This is a genomic window from Microcoleus sp. Pol11C2, assembly GCF_036701505.1.
In the GTDB taxonomy this organism is placed as follows: domain Bacteria; phylum Cyanobacteriota; class Cyanobacteriia; order Cyanobacteriales; family Microcoleaceae; genus Microcoleus.
Window position 1 is genome coordinate 45633 of the sequence record NZ_JAUBQX010000024.1, and the last position, 19363, is coordinate 64995.

Below are 19363 nucleotides of genomic sequence, written 5' to 3' on the forward strand. Positions count from 1 at the left end.
GAAATCCCTCTAAAGTTATAAAAGAGTGGATAGCAACCCGCACCAAAATATCACCGCCGTTAGAGGCAGGCATGGGGAGTTTACTTTTACTCTTAACAAGTGGTAGTAAAAAATAGGAAAAATTCTGTGAACACTGTAACTGCTTTTTTTAAAAGACTGCGTATCGGTCAATTTTTGACTGTATTGATTGCAGGTGTGCTGCTGTTTACCAGCACCGCTTGTAATTCCGGCGATGTTCGAGGTGCTCGGCCTGACAATCCTCCCGTTCAAGCTGGAGGAATGAATAATCCTCACAAGGGTGGCGGTGATGGATACACGAATTATAAAACATCTACCGATCCTAAAGTAAATCAGTCGCCTGCTCAAGCAGAAAAGAATCGGGCTGATTTGTCGCTCGTGGGCGATCGTCTCCTGGCTGCGACTACCGGTGAAACTAATTCCTCAAAGCTGCTTTATCCTGGTTCTGCACCGATGGAAACTGACAAGTTCGACCTCGAACTCGGCGGAGATAAAACTCTGTTAGAAGCCCCAGACGGACAGCCTGCTAAGGCTCAACCCGTATTCGACCGCAGCGATCCCGATGCCAATATTTTAGAGAGAGTAGGCGCAGCGTTTAAGGATGCTTCTGGTTTCCTCAAAGATAGCGCTGAAGATGCCAAGGAAAGTTCCGTTACGAAACTCAATCCGCTGCAAAAATAAGCTAGCAGAACCAAAATTTATGTAGGGGCTGTATGAAACTAGCCCCTACATAAATAATATAATTTATTTAAACCAGATAAACGCTTGTAGAGCTGCTACCTGCTTTACAAAATTTACACTTTTTTGATATGATGCAGAGCAATATATTTTACATATTCTGGGATTTTGACGGCGAATTCCCAACTGTATTTCTTGTTAATTTTAATCAGGTTGAATAAATCTTAAACATATTAAGCAACATGAACTGTTTTATCATAAATTAAACTGACTGGGTTGTTAATTTCGTGAGCGACTCCAGCGACTAGCTGTGCTAAACTCGACATTTGTTCGCAGTGAATTAGCTGACGATGCCAACGAAAGTTCCGTTGTAAAACTTAAATTTTAAAATTGTTTTACAGCTCAACAAAAACCCCCAAACACTTTTAGGCGTAAAGAAGGATTGTAATGATGGATAAAATACCCGATAGCTCCCACATGATTGGAAAGCTTTTTATAAAATGACCGAGTTTTTATTACAATAGCGAGAACTCATTGGCATCAGGGTGGTATTGAATCTTTCTATATCAGAAGTTTTGCCCTGATCTCTCCCGACAGATTGGTGTCGCTTGCGAGGGAAAAATTTTTCCTATCGCCCTCCACGATGAGATTGCTGAGTTCATCAGCCACATTTCAATTGAGCTACAGCTAGGAGATGGTATCGTACTATATACCGATGGTATTCCCGAAGCAAAAGACATTCACAAAAAACAATATGGCGTTGAGCCGATGTGTGAAGTCCTGAGCAAAAACTGGCATTTATCGGCACAAAAAATCAAGCAAGCGGTGATTGACGATGTGCGGCGACATATCGGCAATCAAAAAGTGTTTGATGACATCACATTTTTGGTTTTGAAGCGGAGGGAATTAGGTCTAGAAAAAAAGTAAAGTCACAGCCTCCAGTCACCGCATTGCTTTAGAGCCATCGCCAATACCTTGAAAAAATAAAATTATGACATGAAACAGGAAAATGGTCGGCGGGGCGATCGCCTTAGCAATCAAATTTACGTACGAAAAAGTGGTGAGATATCTCAAAAGTCGCCCTCCAAAAGAGGCTGAATCTCAAGAGAACCTCCAAGCGATAGTCACAGTCCTATTTTTTAGGAGACTAATCTATTAATGGTAGTTAAATACGAGCTTTTTCGTCATTTTTTTCATCATTATTATTGCCCTTCTTGCCTCCTATACCACCTTGCCATTTAATCGAGTCATTATCTCGATTAAATGGTAAAAATATTCGCTTATATTGGTTAATTTGTGGTTCTTTGACAATGGGAACGGGCATCTGGGAAATGCACTTGATAGGAAAGGTGGCTGATCACCTGGCAGTAGCGATCGCCTACGATTTACCCATTGTGATTGTCTCGCAGTCATTGCATGTGGTATCGCCTTCTATAGCTTGCCTCCAGGTTTTGCACACAGATTCTCATTGTTAATCCCCGGTATTTTCATCGGTTCTGGCATTGGAAGTATGCTTTATATTGGCATGGCGACGATGCGAGTACCTGCCGAAATGCACCATAATTACTGGATTGTGGCACTGTCTTTCTTAGTTGCCGTTATTTCCAAATATATAAGGAAGTCCGATGTACGACTTGACGAGATTCACTTTAAGGGACATGGCCGAATGCGGGTGGGCTCTACGCCAGTTCGGCTTGGGGGTGGAAAGTATGGAAGAGGCGAGTAACAGAATTGTTAGGTATCTTTACGAAAATTTCTGTACTAAGCCAACTGGTGAGAAATCCTGCGCCCTCGTCCGTTTGTTCAAAACTCACCCTTATGAAGACTTAGAAGTCGAACTTGCCGAGTATGCCCGTAGTATGTTGGACCACTATCCCCCTTTGCCTGCCATGAAGTGCATGACTCTACTGGCAACGGTAGGAGAACAAACCGAATGGAACTCAAGAAATACATCCGTTGGACACAAGGCTATTCCACTGGCAAGCGAATCTGTAGTAGCTCAGATGCCGATGATCTCACAACTCATCAAACAGCTCGGCTTAGATATAAAAACAGTTATCAACCCTGACCCGAATCTTTTGGTAGAAATCGAGCAGAGGAAATACAACGTCTTCTATGTACCTGAAGCGATTGGCAGCCCCTATATTCCCGCTCAGGACTCCTTTGTGATTCCCTTCGGAATCAAGTCTGTGTTGGGGTTTGGTGGTCTATTACCTTCAGGCAATATGTTTGCAATTATCATGTTCTTGAAAGTCCAGATTCCCCATAGCACCGCTCAGATGTTCAGCACTCTGGCGCTGAACGTCAAGACAGCACTGCTGCCCTTCTATCGAGGAGCTGTCTTCGCTCAAAAAGATGAATCTGCTACAGCCTCTAGGCAAATATTCACAAGAAACACTGAGCAGGAGCTAGCGCAGCTTAAATCCAAAGTAGCGACTTTGACGCAGTTGCTTGATGTTTTTGACCAATCGATCTTCGTACAATCCGATCGACTCGAACAAGCCATAAAGCAACTGGCGGAATCCGCGCAAAAGTTAGATACCCTCAACGAGAGACTCAAGGAAGACAATCTCCGCATGGGTGCGGAATTGGATATTGTGCGTCAGATGCAGCAGATGATTCTGCCCAATGCTGAGGAATTGGAAATCGACGGACTCGATATTGCCGGATATATGGAGGCAGCCGATGAAGTCGGTGGCGACTACTATGATGTCTTAAACACCGATGGCGTAGTCACTCTGGGCATCGGGGATGTCACTGGACATGGACTTGAAAGCGGTATCTTGATGCTGATGGCGCAAACCGCTGTTCGCACCCTCAAGGAAATCGGCGAAACTGATCCGGTTCGCTTCTTAGATGCGCTCAACCGCACCCTTTACAAAAACGTGCAGCGCATGAAATCTCACAAAAGCCTCACCCTAGGGATTTTAAATTACTCCCAAGGACTTGTCAGTATTAGCGGTCAGCATGAAGAAACCATTATTGTGCGAAACGGTGGACAGGTTGAACGTATCGATACGATGGATTTAGGTTTTCCCATTGCCCTTGACGATGACATTGCTGAGTTCATCAGCCACATTTCAATTGAGCTACAGCTAGGAGAGGGGATAGTGCTATATACCGATGGTATTCCCGAAGCAAAAGACATTAACAAAAAACAATATGGCGTTGAGCCGATGTGTGAAGTCCTGAGCAAAAACTGGCATTTATCGGCACAAGAAATCAAGCAAGCGGTGATTGACGATGTGCGGCGACATATCGGCAATCAAAAAGTATTTGATGATATTACGCTGCTGGTTTTGAAGCGGACGGAATTAGGCGTAGCAACAGAGTCACTACCTCAAGCAGCCCCATTGGTTTAGATCGATCGCAAATACGTCAAAACAATAAACTGATGACAGGAAACGGGAAAATGGTTGGCGGCGCGATCGCCTTAGCAGTCAAATTTACGAAGAGGTGGTGAGATATCTCAAACGCAGCCCCCCAAAAGAGGTTTAATTTCAAGATAACTCCAAAGCTGTAGTCAACTTATCAATTTCTATGATTAAATCTATCTAATGATATATTGCATCAATGTAAAGAAAGCGATCGATCGTGGGATGAGCGCTCCCTTTATTGACATTAGTGCTTTCGGTCAATTAAAACTATTCACTCAAAGCCTTTCTACATAGCGTAAGGCGCGCCGAGGCGCACCCTACCCGATAGATATGCAAGGGTAATTTCTATTCCTATCAAAGCTTTTTTTGATCTCAAACAGCTTTGTTCTATTTTTTCTTTGAATCAGAAACCTCAGCAATCAAATCGTCTTTATCAACTTTCGGTACAAAATCAGGGCGTTCTTTAGCTTCCCAACCGGGGGGACGCTTGGAGTTATACCAGGCGATCGAGCCGATCGTAGCTGCAGCAATAAAGCCAGCAACAAGAACTAATATTGGAGTGCTCAAGCTGACACTTGATTCCGGCACGGGCTGCTGCATCAGCAGCTCAATCATTACTTGCTTGATGGGTGCAACAACAACTGCTAGGGGAGTGGTCACGCTGATATCTATCATTAGGCTAAATCCTTATCTACTCTACTTTTACATTATCTTAAGTGCTAAGGACGTGTGGTTGATATATCGGAAGACAGAAAAATTGACATAATTGCCGTCATAATGTTTAGAGCTTGAAAATAGGAGAGCTGATTTTATGCCGTTGGGGACAATAGCATTGCTGTTGGCTGCTAGTTTCAGCCTGGGTGCTTTACCGCTAACGGGATGGGCGGTGCGAGTGTTTAGCCACCGAGATTTGAGGGCGCTGGGCACGGGGAATGTGGGGGTGTCTGCTGCTTTCATTCACGGGGGGAAATTAGCGGGAATTGCGGCGGTGTTGGCGGAAATTGCCAGGGGTATTTTGCCGGTTTTGGCGGGGCGATTTTGCTTCCCGGATGCACCTGCGATCGCGATCGCCCTGTTAATTCCGCTGGTGGCGGGCAGATATGCGATCGCCCGAGGTGGAGGCGTGACCAACGCTGTTTGGGGTCTTTTGGTATTTTCGCCGCCGATGGCTGTATCATCGGGCTTTTGGGGGCTGCTGGTGTGGGGTTTGGCACAGCGGTGGTGGGGTGAGGGCGATCGGGCGAGACTCTTTGCTTCCCGTTGCGGGTGTCTGTGTACCCCAATCTGGGTTTGGGTGTGGCGACAATCAATGCCCGAATTTTTAGCAGCAGCAGGATTAGCTTTGTTGTTAGCAGCAATTAATTTCAGTCAGGGTGATGATATGGCTTTATCTAAATCTGATCAATTGTTTTCTCTTGATGACTCGTTAGATGCTGCAATCTGCGGCGATAAAGCGGCTAAATTGTCTCAACTCAAACGCGCAGGTTTTAACGTACCTACTGGTTTTATATTGCCCTCGAATGAAGCAGGAAGTTCTGCAACGAGCAATGTACGGGATTTAACGGATGGAAGCAAGAAGAAAGAAGGAAGAGGGGAAAATAAAAATGCCGATCATTTGTCAAGTATTGATGTTTTAATCCAAAATCTAAAATCCCAAATCCAAAATCGAATGATTGTTCGCTCTTCGGCTGCAGGAGAAGACGGGGATCTTAGTTCCGCGGCTGGACAATATCAAACCATTGGGCCTGTTTCAACTAAATCAGAATTGCTCGATGCAATTAATCGCTGTCGCCAGTCTTATTGGACTTCCGAAGCTGTGGCTTACCGCCGACAGCGACAATTGCCCGACACCCAAATTGCTGTATTAATTCAGCCTTATATTGACAGCGAATTTGCGGGAGTGATGTTCAGTCGCAATCCTTTAGATGGTGGTTCCCAGGTAATTATAGAAGCTTTACCGGGAGGAGCCGAAGCGGTTGTCAGCGGACAATGTACTCCGGTTCACTTAGAAATTGATTTTAGTAAACCTGAATTATTAGAAAAACAATTAAATGAACTTCAAAGTAATTCAATTATTGCTCAATCGATTATAGCAGAATTGGCGAAACAAGCGCAAGCAATTGAAGCATTTTTTCACGGAATTCCGCAGGATATTGAGTGGAGTTGGGACGGGGAAAAAGTGTGGATTTTGCAAAGCCGCCCGATTACTAATTTACAGCCTTTTTGGACGCGCACTATTGCAGCCGAAGTGATTCCCGGTGCAATTCGCCCGCTAACTTGGTCGATTAACCGGCCCCTGACTTGCGGGGTTTGGGGAGAGATTTTTCAGGTGGTTTTGGGCGATCGCGCGATCGGCTTAAACTTTAATGAAACGGCAACTTTGCTGGGTTCTCACGCCTATTTTAATGCGACTTTGTTGGGCGAAATTTTTCGGATGATGGGATTGCCGGAGCAGGGTTTGGAATTTTTGCTCAGAGGGCAAAAGATGGGCAAGCCGCCTTTGGGGAAGATTTTGCCGAATTTGCCTGGTTTGTGGCGTCTGGTGCAGCGAGAGAGGGCGCTCAATGCAGAATTTAAGGGCGATCGTACTTCTATTTTCCTCCCCGCACTCCAAAGTCTGGAGAAAAAAGAGGGAAGTTCGGCAACGGATTTAACGGAATTGTTGGAGAGAGCGGAGCAAATTCAGGAGTGGCTGAAACCGATTACTTACTACAATATATTAGGGCCGATCGGGCTTGCTATTCGCAAGGCGATTTTTCGCGTTTCCGATGAATGGCTCGACAATAACAGCGCTCCTGAAATTGCTTCTGTGCGAGCTTTGCAGCAGTTGGCTCATAAATTGCGACAAGCTGCTGTTTCGCAGCATGACGAAACTGTTTCAGTCGCAAATTTAGCACAGACATTTGCGGAAACTCCGGCTTTACAAGCAGACTTTGAAAAGTGGCTTGATGTTTACGGATATTTGAGCGAGGTGGGAACGGATATTGCTGTTCCTACTTGGCGAGAACAGCCGGAAATCTACAAAAAACTGCTAATAACTATGGCTCAAAAAGGCGAAACTAATTTAGTCGAAAAGCGGAAATTAGGCTTGACTTTTGGGCAGAAGTGGCGACTAGATAAATGTCAGGCAAGAGCGATCGTCAAAAACGAAATTAGCGAAATTTACGCGCGGTTGTTGGCTCACCTGCGCTGGACTTTTTTGGAGATTGAAGCTTGCGGATTGGCAATGCAGGTCTTTGAGGAAAGCGGGGATATTTTTTATCTGGAATTTGGCGAAATTCAGCAGTGGATTCGCAGCGGCGCGAGTGTTTCTTTTCAGGAGACAATTAGGGAAAGGCGCGATCGCCTGCTAGCCGATCGCGATGGCCCGATTCCCCCTGTTGTCTACGGCAATTTGCTGCCAAATTCTCAGACAAGGGCGATCGAACTGGCAACATCGGAAACTAATATCATCCAGGGAATTCCAGCAAGTATTGGTCGTGTCGAAGGCTTTGTCAAGATTTGCCGCACCGCCAGCACGGATTTAGGAGAAAATGCGATCGCAGTAGTTCCTTACACCGATGCAGGTTGGGCACCGCTGCTATTAGGAGCAACAGCAATTATCGCCGAAGTTGGCGGTCAACTATCTCACGGATCAATAATCGCTCGCGAGTACAAAATTCCCGCAGTTATGAATATTTCTGAAGCTACAACACGCTTGCGAGACGGTCAAAAAGTCCGAGTAGATGGGTATCTCGGCACTGTAGAACTGCTCGAATAAACGGAAAGAATAAGGTAAAAACTTGTTTGTACGTAGGGAGACGGCACTGCCGTCTCCCTACAGCTTCATAAACGTGGAATCTGCTGTATCTCCAAGTCCTAGTTTCTTAGACTAAGAAATTCTCGACAACATAGTTCCCCACATTTCTACCCACACTTAAACCATTTACGTTAGCACTCATGAAATGAATGCCTCCGTAAAGGCGACTCATGCCCGATTCGTCGGCCGCTTCGCTGAAGTTTTCAAAGGTTCGCAAAGTGTTGACAGTCCTGTCTCCCCTATCTGCAAAGCCAAAATCTGAACCCAATACAGAGGTCATAACTGCATCTGCTGCACCGCTAAATGTACTGTGGCCCGACGTGTACTCAGGGAACGGCGGAGTAGTTATCAGCGGAGTCCATAAGGTGTCGGCTGTCGTGTTCGGATTGTTGTCTGTGTCTGCTTGGCGAATAGCTGTCACCGGCCGCCACAAGTTGTACTCATACTTGGCATCCCAGCAGCTAATAGCTGCATCGGCGAGGGCAAAATTTAGCAGGGCGAACAAGCGGGCGCTATCTTCTAAGGATTGGCCGGTGAGAGTCGCTGTTTCTTCGGCGATTTGGTTCCAGTGGCCCGGAGGCGTAAACGTCCCAGCGCCGTTGGCCCAGAATTTGGCGATGACTGTTTGGTCTGGGGTGCGCGTGAGGCTGTCACTTTTGCCGATTTCTTTGATGTAGTTAACTTCCTCTGCGTACTGGGCGCTGTCAAGGGCGGGCGGGCCGGCCGGGCGGAACTGAGAACCGCTAGTCATGGCAAAGGGAGTAACTTCTGCCCACTGTGGTGCCAGCGCGGCGGCAAGGGCGGGGGGAGTCGGCACCCAACTGCCAAGGTCGGTTTTGGGGGTGTACTGCACTACTTTCGTGATGCCGTCTGTACTCCGCGAACTGATAATTTGGTCGGCAACTTGCTGTCCGAGGGCAATCCCGTCTTGTTTGGCTTTACCGTCGGTAATTTTAGCTAAAGACGATGCGTATGCTTCGTTGAATGTGGCTGCTTGCGCTGGGTAGAGGGTGACTAAGACGCGGTGGGCGGCCGCGGCGGTGGCTGCTTCTGCTGATGTACCTGCGGGTGGGTCTATTTCCACGAGGTAAGGGGTGTATTTTTTGCTGATCGAGTTAACAGCATCGTAAATGGCTGCGTGAACCATTGCCATGTTGCGGGAGGCGAGGGGAGGCGCGGTACTGGCTGTTCGCACTGCATTCAGCATGACTCCATTCCACTCAATGACAGGGTTTCCCGATAGCTGATTTGTGAATTGGTCGCGGTTGATTGTGTTGCTGTTGACTCCCGCCAATACTACTAAATACTCGCCCGTGAGTTTGTCTTGAATTACGGTGCTGTTGCTGTTGGTGCCGGTGCCGGGCTGGATGTTTAAATTTTCAAAGCTGAGGCCGTCTAGCAATCGAATTTTGTCATTGCCGTTGCCGAAGTCGGCGATGTAGTCGGCTGTAGCTACAGTTGGGCCACCGCTGCCTTTAGCAATGGCAAAGATATCATCGCCTGTGCCGGCGCTCACGGTATCGCTACCTGCGCCCGCATAGATGAGATCTTTGCCGGAATCGCCACTAATTAGGTCGCTGCCTTTGCCCCCCCAGAGAATGTCGTCGTCTGCACCACCAACAATCGTATCGTTGCCTTGGTCGCCGCAGATTTTGTCTTTACCTACATCGCCTTCGAGATAGTCGTCTCCGCTGTTGGCATAAATTATGTCGTTGCCATCCAAGGCGTTAAATCTGTCTGGTTGGATGGTTCCTTCGAGATAGTCAAATTTAGGACTAGGGGTGAGGGATGCCATGTTTATTTATTGGATATTTTGATTAAAGCGCAAAGGTTCGTACCATCTGTAGATGCTTAGGTATGTTTACCCCTTATTTAATAATATTAAACTTTCTGGTTGAGACGTAAACGCCACAACCAAGCTTTATTTAAAATTTAACGGGCTTTTTATGAATTTTTGCGCTTTGAATATACGTAAATATACAGACATTAAAACTTACTCAGATACTGCAAGGTTGCTAATTTTTCACAAAAAAACAGTTTTTTTTTATATTTAGAGCAAGATACTTTTTACCAGCATAAAAGGCGCGGATTGTGTAACGGAGTAAGTATATATTTATTAAGCACTCCTCAAAGCTGCGATCGGGTCTAGTTTTGCCGCTTGGCGGGCGGGGACGACGCCGAAGAAGAGGCCTACTGCACCGGATACGCTGACAGCAAGGGCGATCGCCACGGGTGATATTCCAGCTTGCAAGGGCGTGAAATTACCTACAAGCAAGATACCACCGACACCTACGCAAGTACCGACTATCCCTCCGGCAGCGGATAAAATCACAGCTTCGACAATAAATTGAAATAAGATATCTTGTTGAGATGCGCCGATCGCCTTTCTGAGCCCAATTTCCTGAGTGCGTTCGCTGACGGAAACCAGCATAATGTTCATAATCCCAATTCCGCCGACTAATAGGGAAATGCTGGCAACAGCAGTTAACATAAGAGTCAAAGCGCCGGAAATTGCCCCCATTCTTGCCATTAAATCCTTCTGATTTCTGACAGTAAAGTCATCTTCGGTAGTAATTTTGTGCCGCAGTCTCAGCAGGTTTTCTACCTGAAATTGCGCCGCGTCCATTTGCGATTCATCTTTAATTGAAATAAATATCGACGTGACAGCCAAACCGTAGGGAGATTTGCGCCCGACTATGCGATTGGCCATTGTGGCGATCGGCACAGCGGCGGAATTATCAAAATTCGTACCAAAAGATGTGCCTTTGGGCGCCAATACTCCAATCACTTTGAGGCTGACATTTTGGATACGCACCTGTTCGCCCAAGGGATTTGTATTGCCAAAAAGTTTCTCCGCTAATTCTGAACCTAGAACCACAACTTGGTTACTTTGCTTAACATCAAGTTCGGTCAAAAACCGCCCTTTTGCCATTTCAAAACTTCTGACTTCTAGAAATTCGGGAATCGTGCCGAAAATTAGAGCCGAAACATTTTTGTTGCTGTAGCGAACAATCTCTGAACTGTTAAGTTCTGCTGACACGCCTTGAACGGATGGGACTTGAGTTGCGATCGCCTTTGCGTCTGGCAGTACGAGAGTTTGAGGCGCACTTGAGATGGTACTTCGCCTAGCGTTCGGTACTCCCGGCCTCACGATTAATACGTTTGTACCCAGGGATTGAACTTGTCCTGCTACAAATTTTTGAGCTCCTTCTCCAATTCCAATCATGGCAATTACTGAGGCGTTGCCGACAATCATGCCAATCATTGTTAAACTGCTGCGAGTTTTGTTGGCTAGTAGCGTTTGACCGGCCATTTTGACGCTTTCAATAAAATTCATACTTTGTTATGAGTTATTAGTTATAAGTTATGAGTTATGAGTTATTTTTATAACAGTCAACAGTCAACAGTCAACCGTGAACAGCAAACAGTCAACAGTCAACAGTCAACAAACTAATTAAGCACTTCTCAATGCCACAATCGGGTCTAATTTAGCAGCTTGTTTTGCAGGTACGATGCCGAAAAATAAGCCGATACTGCCGGAAACACCGACTGCCAGTGCGATCGCCACTGGGGAAACGCTAGCTTGCAGGGGAGTAAAAGCAGCTACTAAAAGCACGCCGCCGATACCAAATCCAGTGCCGATCGCCCCGCCTGCCGCTGATAAAATCACAGACTCGATCATAAACTGAATTAGGATATCTTGCTGAGAAGCTCCGATCGCCTTTCTCAATCCAATTTCCTTCGTGCGTTCCGTAACAGAAACCAGCATGATATTCATAATCCCGATGCCGCCGACAAACAGCGAAATTGCCGCCACGAAAGCCAACATCAACGTCAAAGCACCAGTAATACTACCCAAAGTATTCATCAAATCTTTCTGATTTCGGACTGTAAAATCATCTTCCTTAGTAATTTTATGCCGCAATCTCAGCAAATTTTCTATTTGAAATTGGGCTGCTTGCATCATAGTTTCATCCTTGATAGCAACCGAAATAAATGTTACTTTTGTCCCGTAGGGAGACGAGCGACCCACGATTCGATTTGCCATTGTTGTCAGTGGCAAATAAACATTCATATCTTGATTGTCGCCAAAACTTGAGCCTTTCGCTTGCATGACACCAATCACTTGAAAAGTCGAGTTTTTGATGCGAATGTATTGACCAACTGGCTGTGTAGTGCCAAACAATTGTTCGGCTGCTTCCGATCCTAAAGCAACAACATTTTCTTGTCTTTCTAAATCTAATTTGCTTAAAAATCGACCTTGACCAACATCAAAGCTTCTGACTGTCAGAAATTCTGGGGTAGTTCCGACAATGGAAGATGAGACATTTTTATTGCGGTAAGTAACGAGTTGACTGTCATTTAGGGTTGGTGCGACTTCTTGGACAGAAGGAACTTGAGATGCGATCGCCTCTGCATCTTCCACTACTAAAGTCTGTGGCGGAATCACCGGGCGGCTTTGCGCTTCAGGACTTCCGGGAATAATAAATAGCAAGTTTGAACCCAGAGAGTTAACTTGTCCCTCGATAAATGTTTGAGCTCCTTCCCCGATACCGATCATCGAAATGACAGAAGCATTGCCTATGATAATTCCTAACATCGTCAAGGTGCTGCGAAGCTTGTTTGCCATCAAAGTTGTGACGGCCATTTTGACGCTTTCAACAATATCCATAATTCGATTTTAGATTTGTGATTTTAGATTTTAGATTAGGGAATTGGGATTATTGGTGTCAACTTAATATTTAAACCCATAATAAATCTCGCTTATAGTCGAGTCTCGACCCCCCTAAAGCCCCATTAATAAGGGGGACTTTGAATACTCTTCTCCCCCCCTTATTAAGGGTTTTTAGGGGGGATATCGGGGTTTGAAAACACCCTAGAGCGATCGAGATAAATAATCCCCCATGCCCTATGCCCTATTTCTGATTCTTGATAATATCCTCCAGCTTTTTACCTTGAGGAAGTTCGGTAAAAACGCGATCGCCCGCTTTTGCACCCTCTAAAATCTGAATCTTGTTGCCAATAGTCGAGCCAACGGTAACAGGTTTAAACTTCGGCTGTTGTTTCTCATCAGGAACTAGCACACCCGTTTGACCTTTATTAGTGACAATTGCCACCGTAGGCACAACTAAAGCATTGCTCAGCTTTTGACCGACAAATCTCAAATCTACATTCATCCCCGATTGCAGCGACTCTTTGCCCGTGTCAATCGCAACTCGCACTTGAAATAGCGTCACATCCCGTTCCTTAACAGCTTCCGGCGCAATTAATTTAACGCGGCCTTTAAACACTTTATCTGGATAAGCATCAGCGACTATTTCAACTTCTTGACCCGGTTTAATTTGACTGATATCAGCCTCCGGGACTTTCGCCAATACCTCCACATCTCTAGCTAAAGCGACAATCGATGTCGAAGTTGCCGAAGTAGCTTCCGAGGCCGAAGTTGCGGGAGTTACAAAAGCTCCTTGAATGGCGTATCTTTGGGTAATAATTCCAGCAAAAGGAGCGCGAACTTTCGTATCCTCTAATTGCACTTCTTGAAAGCGAACTTGAGCTTGAGCTTCGGCTAATTCAGCTTGAGCTTGAGCTATTTCTTCCGGGCGAGAACCGTTTTCTTGTGCGGCCAATTGGCTTTTTGCTTCAGCAACTGCTGCTTCGGCTTTGGCGATTTCTTCTGGACGGTTGCCGTTTTCTAGCTGCACTAATTTGCTTTTAGCTTCGGCAACTTCTGCTTCGGCTTGGGTAATTTCTTCCGATCGCGTGCCGTTTTGCAATTGGTTCAATGCTTGCTGCTCGACTTGCACAGCAGCTTGCAGTTGCTGAATTTGCGACAGCCGATTTTCTTGCAGTTGTTGCAGGCGTCTTTGAGATTCTATTAATTTAGCTTGGGCTGTACGATTTTCTTTAATTAATTCATCCAGTTTATCTTTAGCAAGAGCACCTTCTTCCACTAGCGGCCGATTGCGTTCCACCCGTTGAGCAGTTAGTTCGGCTTGGGCTTTACTCGAGTCAATTTGCGTTTGTGCTTGGGCAATTTCTTGTTTGACACTGCCGGTTTGAGCGTCTGCTAAACGAGCTTGAGCTTGGGCTAAACGAGCTCGCGCTTGGCTGACTTCTTCAACGCGGCTGCCGGCTCGCAGTCGCTGCAAACCAGCTTGAGTTTGCTGCAAGCGGGCTCTGGCTCCTGCAACTTCTTCAACGCGGCTGCCGGCTTGGGCTTGCGCGAGACTGGCCTCGGCTTGATCTAAGCGCGCTCGGGCGCTGGCGATGTCTTCCGATCGATTCCCGGCTTCGATTTTGGCTAGTTTGGCTCGCACGCTGGCTTCGCGGGCTTTAGCTTGAGCTAGTTGAGCTTCTACATCGCGGCTTTCCATGCGAGCAACGATTTGTCCTGCTTCGACTTTATCGCCCTGTTCGACAAATAATTCTGCGATCCTGCCGGAGCCTTTGGGACTGAGATTCACGCGCTGTACGGGCTGCACGGTGCCGCTGGACGTGATCCGCACCGTGAGGTCTTGCGCTTCCACCGGCACTGTCATAGTGGCGATCGCATCTACTTTGGGCTGCGATCGACTTTTTGCTACATATATAGTGGTCGGTACAGCTAGCAACCCGGCTGCAACCAACCCAATCGCCCACCGCTGCGGTTTGCGCGCGGGTTTCTTCGGAGACTGCTTTTGGGCGGTTTTATTATCTGCAATTTTGGTCTCTGCGGCCTTGGTGTCTAGAGTCTGAGAATCTTCCACTTTGACCTGAGCAGTTTCCTTTTTAGGGCTAACTATCATACCGACTCACCTAATTTAATCTCAGGATTACCTTAAAGGTAAAATTTTTGCTGATGCTTGGCATCGTCTTTCAGACTCATCCGATCGGGTGATTTATAAAAAGTTCCCCAACCAGCACCTGTAAACAATTATAGCTAATCTTTGCAAGTTATTAAAAAATGTTAAGTTTTTTCAGCCTAAAGAGGTGGGATCAAACAGAATCGCTTCCGGTTGCTGCAAAAAAAAAATATATTTTAGCAAAAAATATGATTTTTGGGATCTAAAAGCGCGCTCCTCACCAGCAAGAAAAGCCGATCGGGCAGCGGGCGATCGACCGTCACTAGGTCATTGCGGACTCCTGTTAGCGATCATCGCAGCGGGATCTGCCAGTGCGAATCTCGCAACGGCACAGTATGGACACACTTATTCTCATAAACCCGGTTTCACGGGTAGCGGTGCGTAAGTCCTGAATACATATCCGCCCTGTGTCCACAACAGGTTAAAATATTTTGCAAATCCGTTAAAAATGGAAAATCAAAACAATGAATCGTCCTCAAAGCGTTACAGTTTTGGCAATTTTGCAGCTAATTAGCGGCGTATTCAGCCTCCTTGATGGTTTGTTCATCTTACTTTTTGCAGGCATTTTTGGCGGTCTCGGTGCGGCTTTCGGCGGCGCAAAAGTTGGCGCTGTAATCGGCGGCTTTATTGGAATTTTTGCTGCGATTAGTTTCATCTTAGGCCTCCTCTCCTTACTCTTAACTTGGGGCTTGTTTCAACTCAAAAATTGGGCTTGGGCGGGAACGTTAATTGTCCATATCCTTGCCACCCTCACGCAAATTACCAAAATGGTGGGCAGCGGCGGTACAGCAGTCAATTTTTTAACTCTGGGTTTTGCAGTAGCTAGCCTTTACTACCTGTTGCGGCCGGATGTTAAACAAGCATTTCGTGTCTGATTTCCTTTTAATTAACGGTATTGAATTCTGGGATCAAAAAAAGCATAGGAAATATCAACTACCAGATTAATCAGTACAAAAGTCACAGCCACAAAAATTACTCCTCCTTGGACAATTGGGTAATCCCGCGTCAGAATACCAGTGTAAATCCAAGAACCAATTCCCGGCCACGAGAAAATCGTTTCCGTCAGAATAGCGCCGCCTAAAAGAGTGCCGAACTGCAAACCTATAGTTGTGACGATCGGTAAAAACGCATTTTTCAAAGCGTGTTTCAAAATCACCCAATATTCCGGCAATCCCTTAGCCCTCGCAGTGCGGATGTAATCTTGAGAAAGCACTTCCAGCATCGCAGAACGAGTGATGCGAGCTATAATAGCCAGAGGAATAGTTCCTAAAGTCAAAGCTGGAAGGATTAAATGGGCGATCGCATCCCGCAAAGCCGCTAAATTCCACCTCAGCAAAGAATCCAAAATATAAACACCCGTAATCGACTTAAAACCAAACCCCAAATCTACACTAATCCGCCCGCTAGGAGGCAGCCATTTCAGATAAACAGCAAACAAATAAATCAATATCAATCCCAACCAATACACTGGCAAAGATACGCCAATTAACGAACCACTCATCGCGAGATTGTCCAGCCAGCTATTTTTCCGAACAGCAGCCAAAATCCCCGCCGGAATTCCGATAACAAGTGCCACCAACATCGCCACCACAGACAGTTCAAAAGTAGCAGGCCAGCGAATTCTAATTTCATCAATTATCGGAATACCGCTAAGAATGCTATTTCCCAAATCGAAGCGCAGCAAACTCCATAAAAACGCCAAATATTGCAAAGGCAAAGGCTGATTCAGACCCAACCTTGCTCTCAAAATTTCCACCTGTTCGGGAGTTCCCCGTTCTCCCAAAAGCACTGTAGCTGGGTCTCCCGGTATCAAATGCAAAAATATAAATACTAGCAGAGTGATTCCGAAAAGGACTGGCAATAGTCCCAGCAAACGTTTAACAATATATTGAAACATCAGTTGATCTCATTCACCTTGCAAATTTGCCAAAATCCGATCGACCGTTTCTTCTACCGTTAGATGGGTTGAATCCAGCCAGTAGCCAAGGCGAGGAGTTTGGGTACGGAGAATGCGATCGAAGGCATCAACCATTGTTTCGTTGGCATATCCGGTCTTCGATCTTGCTGCATCCCGTGCAGCTAAAACTTCTGCCTTCGGACACAGAACGATCGCGGACAACGGCACATCGTGGAAAGTGGCAAGTACCTCAGCCAGTGCCGAACCAATGATGATGTCTTGATAAACCACCGTAAAACCAGCCTGGAGATAGTGTCGCGCTGCCATTGCTGCTAGGTGATACCGCAGTTGAAGCTGCTGATATGCCTCTGCTGACAAATTTAACGCCATTTCCGCCTGTCCATTTACAATCATGCGACGAAAGATATCGCCGCGAAGGTGGACACTTTTGGGCAACCGTTCGGCAAGTGATTGGGCAACACTTGATTTTCCGGCCGCCATGTTCCCGGTAATCAAAATAATTTGTGGCTGATGATTTGCAGGTTGCCGATTGCTGTCCATGGTGTTTGTTAAGGTAAATTCATGTTAAGTATGAGAACCGAGGAGAGGTGTCTCGATCTAAACTCTCAATTTTTGCCCACTTCCTCAAAAGACTCCGACCCCAAAGGACTCGGAATCCAACCTTGAATATTCTTGCGTTTTCCTAAAAGCGGCTGCGAATGTACGATCGGCAAACGCACAGCTTCCTCGTGCAAAATCTGGCTAACTTCCGCATAAATTTTCGCCCTAGCTGCTTTATCGCCACTCGCCCTCCCCCGATCCAAAAGTTCCAGAACTTTCGGATTTTTCCAATTTCCCAAATCCCCCGTGGAACCAGGCCCGAAGTGAGGATAATAAAAATTGTCTGGATCGCCGTAATCTCCAATCCAACCCATCATAAAAGCTTGAAATCCGGGAGGTTTTACCCGATCGGCTAAATAAGCAGACCAATCCTTTGTCAACAATTTTACCCGAATCCCGATCGCGCTCAAATCAGCCGCAAAAGCCTCAGCAATCGGCTTCGGTGTGGGAAAATAGGGACGGCTGACGGGCATATACCACAAATCCAAATCAAAACCGTTCGGATAACCAGCTTTCGCGAGCATTGCTTTAGCTTGCTGCGGGTTAAATTCATAATCTTTAACTTTATCAGACGCCGCCCAACTCAGCGAAGGCGGGATAAATTGCGAGTCATGTTTTCCCAGTTCTCCCCAGAAAGCTTGGACTATTGCTGGCTTGTTAATTGTTTGGGCGATCGCCCGCCTGACTTCCGGTTTTGATAAAGGTTCGTAACTCGGATTTAACCCTAAATAACCGACATTAAAAGAAGGTCGCACAACAGCTTCTAAATTAGGATCTGCTTGAACCTCTTTCAATTGATCCGGCGTTAAATCCACAGTAAAATCAAGTTGTCCAGCTCGCAATTGAGCCAGTCTCGCCGCCGGATCGTCAACAAAACGAATTACCAATTGATTGACTTTTGGGGTGCCAGTTTTCCAATAATTCGGGTTTTTCTCCAAAACAATGCGATCGCCCGATCGCCATTCCTTAAACATAAAAGGCCCAGTACCCACCGCCAGCGACCCCGGAGTGCCGTATTTAGCACCCGCTTTTTTCACCGCCGTCGGACTCGCCATCCCGAAATAAGCGGAACCTATCGCCGACGGAAAAGCAGCAAAAGGTCGATTCAAAACCAATTTAATTGTAGACTTATCAACAACTGCCACATTTTTTACTAAAGAATCTTTTTCTCCCTTAAATCCGCCAAAAAAATCTTTCCAAATCGGATAATTCTTGCCCGCTTCTCGAAAACCGTTAGGATTTTTGGCATCCCACCAGCGTTCCACATTAAACTTAACAGCTTCCGCGTCAAAATCCGTGCCGTCGTGAAACTTTACCCCCGAACGCAACTTAAAAATCCAAGTTTTACCATCTTTAGAACTTGACCATTCAGTAGCGAGACTCGGCTCAAGTTCCACAGTTCCCGGTTTGAAATCAGTCAAGCGATTGTAAATTTGGTCGATAACAATCACCGAATTGCCATCAGTAATATTTCCCGGTTCCAGATTGATCGGCGGCCCGCCCGCACCGTAAACTAAAGCCCCAGCCGGAACCGCAGCAGGAGTTGGTCCAGTTGGAGAATTATTGCTAACCGTGTTTGAAGGAGTGCCGCAATTTGATAAAATTATAGCCATCCCAAAAACTAGACTTAATAAAACTAAACGCCAGGGTTTTAACAATCTCATTTCCATCGCTCCGGTTTAATATAAAATTGTACTCCTATCAATAAATTTCTAATTGGCTCTTTCTCTCACCTCTGTAGTTTCTGCCTTGTCGGCAGTTCATTTAGTAAATTCTATATTAAAAGCTAATTTCAACTAACAAACCAAATATAGCAGCCTGATGATATCATGCCGGAGGGGAAAATCTCAACCCACACCTTTACATTAGGCGACGCAACCAGCATGAAAGCTAACGTTGGCGTCCCAGCTAGAGGGGTCATTCGGTTTTAGGTTTGAGATGTGAGAGTTTAGATTTTAGATTTACTCCATGAATCTGGGGGGAGCATCTCATATTTGTAAAAACACTTCTTATGGCTCCTTTCTTCTTCCTCTTTCCTTCTGCCTCCTGCCTCAAAACTCCACATTCTAGCTTAGCTCCTTTCATTGAGATGCTTCCAATATGGGAGCTTGAACTAATAAATCGCAGGGTG

Annotated in this window: 16 protein-coding genes; 7 read left to right on the plus strand and 9 right to left on the minus strand. The window is 46.0% G+C overall.

What is annotated here, in order from left to right; all coding sequences use genetic code 11:
- Window positions 1-126: 126 nt before the first annotated feature.
- Both QUA42_RS15605 and QUA42_RS15610 read left to right on the plus strand, forming a co-directional pair.
- A complete protein-coding gene (locus tag QUA42_RS15605) occupies window positions 127-699 on the plus strand; it encodes a DUF6658 family protein (RefSeq protein WP_333138064.1) in 573 nt (190 codons plus the stop codon).
- Between the two features lie 627 nt (window positions 700-1326).
- On the plus strand, window positions 1327-1623 hold the full coding sequence (locus QUA42_RS15610; RefSeq protein ID WP_333138097.1) for a PP2C family protein-serine/threonine phosphatase: 297 nt from the start codon (window positions 1327-1329) through the stop codon (window positions 1621-1623).
- A gap of 238 nt (window positions 1624-1861) precedes the next feature.
- Here QUA42_RS15610 and QUA42_RS15615 read toward each other — a convergent pair whose 3' ends face one another.
- The gene (locus QUA42_RS15615; RefSeq protein WP_333138065.1) at window positions 1862-2020 is read right to left on the minus strand and encodes a hypothetical protein; all 159 of its coding nucleotides are present in this window, start codon (window positions 2018-2020) and stop codon (window positions 1862-1864) included.
- 7 nt (window positions 2021-2027) lie between these two features.
- Here QUA42_RS15615 and QUA42_RS27810 point away from each other — a divergent pair, with 7 nt between their 5' ends.
- From QUA42_RS27810 to QUA42_RS15620, 3 genes are read left to right on the plus strand one after another with little or no spacing between them, the layout of a single operon-like run.
- On the plus strand, window positions 2028-2171 hold the full coding sequence (locus QUA42_RS27810) for a hypothetical protein (protein WP_445301324.1): 144 nt from the start codon (window positions 2028-2030) through the stop codon (window positions 2169-2171).
- Window positions 2165-2422 carry an MHYT domain-containing protein gene (locus tag QUA42_RS27815; protein WP_445301323.1) on the plus strand — a complete coding sequence of 86 codons (258 nt, stop codon included), beginning with the start codon at window positions 2165-2167 and terminating at the stop codon, window positions 2420-2422. The genes QUA42_RS27810 and QUA42_RS27815 overlap by 7 nt, the downstream gene beginning before the upstream one ends.
- Window positions 2406-4058, plus strand: a complete 1653-nt coding sequence (locus QUA42_RS15620; RefSeq protein WP_333138066.1) for a PP2C family protein-serine/threonine phosphatase — start codon at window positions 2406-2408, stop codon at window positions 4056-4058. The genes QUA42_RS27815 and QUA42_RS15620 overlap by 17 nt, the downstream gene beginning before the upstream one ends.
- Before the next feature lie 402 nt (window positions 4059-4460).
- Here QUA42_RS15620 and psb35 read toward each other — a convergent pair whose 3' ends face one another.
- Window positions 4461-4673 (minus strand): photosystem II assembly protein Psb35, encoded by a 213-nt coding sequence (psb35, locus tag QUA42_RS15625; RefSeq protein WP_333138098.1) that lies wholly within the window; start codon window positions 4671-4673, stop codon window positions 4461-4463.
- Between the two features lie 211 nt (window positions 4674-4884).
- Here psb35 and QUA42_RS15630 point away from each other — a divergent pair, with 211 nt between their 5' ends.
- Complete coding sequence (locus QUA42_RS15630) at window positions 4885-7833, plus strand: glycerol-3-phosphate acyltransferase (protein ID WP_333138067.1); 2949 nt, start codon at window positions 4885-4887, stop codon at window positions 7831-7833.
- 106 nt (window positions 7834-7939) lie between these two features.
- Here QUA42_RS15630 and QUA42_RS15635 read toward each other — a convergent pair whose 3' ends face one another.
- From QUA42_RS15635 to QUA42_RS15650, 4 genes are all read right to left on the minus strand, one after another.
- Window positions 7940-9667, minus strand: coding sequence for a phosphatase PAP2 family protein (locus tag QUA42_RS15635; protein ID WP_333138068.1), 1728 nt, complete (start codon window positions 9665-9667; stop codon window positions 7940-7942).
- A gap of 321 nt (window positions 9668-9988) precedes the next feature.
- Window positions 9989-11209, minus strand: coding sequence for an ABC transporter permease (locus tag QUA42_RS15640; protein WP_333138069.1), 1221 nt, complete (start codon window positions 11207-11209; stop codon window positions 9989-9991).
- Between the two features lie 117 nt (window positions 11210-11326).
- Window positions 11327-12544 (minus strand): ABC transporter permease, encoded by a 1218-nt coding sequence (locus QUA42_RS15645; RefSeq protein WP_333138070.1) that lies wholly within the window; start codon window positions 12542-12544, stop codon window positions 11327-11329.
- A 244-nt stretch (window positions 12545-12788) separates the two neighbouring features.
- Window positions 12789-14657 carry an efflux RND transporter periplasmic adaptor subunit gene (locus QUA42_RS15650; protein WP_333138071.1) on the minus strand — a complete coding sequence of 623 codons (1869 nt, stop codon included), beginning with the start codon at window positions 14655-14657 and terminating at the stop codon, window positions 12789-12791.
- A 521-nt stretch (window positions 14658-15178) separates the two neighbouring features.
- Between QUA42_RS15650 and QUA42_RS15655 the strand changes: the two genes are divergently transcribed.
- Entirely contained in the window at window positions 15179-15589 is a 411-nt protein-coding gene (locus QUA42_RS15655; RefSeq protein ID WP_333138072.1) for a hypothetical protein, read from the plus strand.
- Window positions 15590-15600: 11 nt separating this feature from the next.
- On the opposite strand, the gene QUA42_RS15660 is transcribed toward QUA42_RS15655, so the two are convergent.
- The 3 genes from QUA42_RS15660 to QUA42_RS15670 form a co-directional block, all read right to left on the minus strand.
- Window positions 15601-16611, minus strand: coding sequence for an ABC transporter permease (locus QUA42_RS15660; protein WP_333138073.1), 1011 nt, complete (start codon window positions 16609-16611; stop codon window positions 15601-15603).
- Between the two features lie 9 nt (window positions 16612-16620).
- Window positions 16621-17172, minus strand: a complete 552-nt coding sequence (locus QUA42_RS15665; RefSeq protein ID WP_333138074.1) for an AAA family ATPase — start codon at window positions 17170-17172, stop codon at window positions 16621-16623.
- Window positions 17173-17237: 65 nt separating this feature from the next.
- Complete coding sequence (locus QUA42_RS15670) at window positions 17238-18896, minus strand: ABC transporter substrate-binding protein (protein WP_333138075.1); 1659 nt, start codon at window positions 18894-18896, stop codon at window positions 17238-17240.
- Between the last annotated feature and the right edge of the window lie 467 nt (window positions 18897-19363).

Coding starts and splice junctions, on each gene's coding strand:
- QUA42_RS15615 (WP_333138065.1), bottom strand. CDS start 2,020: ATGCCCGTTCCCATTGTCAAAGAACCACAAATTAACCAATATAAGCGA.
- QUA42_RS27810 (WP_445301324.1), top strand. CDS start 2,028: ATGCACTTGATAGGAAAGGTGGCTGATCACCTGGCAGTAGCGATCGCC.
- QUA42_RS15620 (WP_333138066.1), top strand. CDS start 2,406: ATGGAAGAGGCGAGTAACAGAATTGTTAGGTATCTTTACGAAAATTTC.
- psb35 (WP_333138098.1), bottom strand. CDS start 4,673: ATGCAGCAGCCCGTGCCGGAATCAAGTGTCAGCTTGAGCACTCCAATA.
- QUA42_RS15630 (WP_333138067.1), top strand. CDS start 4,885: ATGCCGTTGGGGACAATAGCATTGCTGTTGGCTGCTAGTTTCAGCCTG.
- QUA42_RS15635 (WP_333138068.1), bottom strand. CDS start 9,667: ATGGCATCCCTCACCCCTAGTCCTAAATTTGACTATCTCGAAGGAACC.
- QUA42_RS15640 (WP_333138069.1), bottom strand. CDS start 11,209: ATGAATTTTATTGAAAGCGTCAAAATGGCCGGTCAAACGCTACTAGCC.
- QUA42_RS15645 (WP_333138070.1), bottom strand. CDS start 12,544: ATGGATATTGTTGAAAGCGTCAAAATGGCCGTCACAACTTTGATGGCA.
- QUA42_RS15650 (WP_333138071.1), bottom strand. CDS start 14,657: ATGATAGTTAGCCCTAAAAAGGAAACTGCTCAGGTCAAAGTGGAAGAT.
- QUA42_RS15655 (WP_333138072.1), top strand. CDS start 15,179: ATGAATCGTCCTCAAAGCGTTACAGTTTTGGCAATTTTGCAGCTAATT.
- QUA42_RS15660 (WP_333138073.1), bottom strand. CDS start 16,611: ATGTTTCAATATATTGTTAAACGTTTGCTGGGACTATTGCCAGTCCTT.
- QUA42_RS15665 (WP_333138074.1), bottom strand. CDS start 17,172: ATGGACAGCAATCGGCAACCTGCAAATCATCAGCCACAAATTATTTTG.
- QUA42_RS15670 (WP_333138075.1), bottom strand. CDS start 18,896: ATGAGATTGTTAAAACCCTGGCGTTTAGTTTTATTAAGTCTAGTTTTT.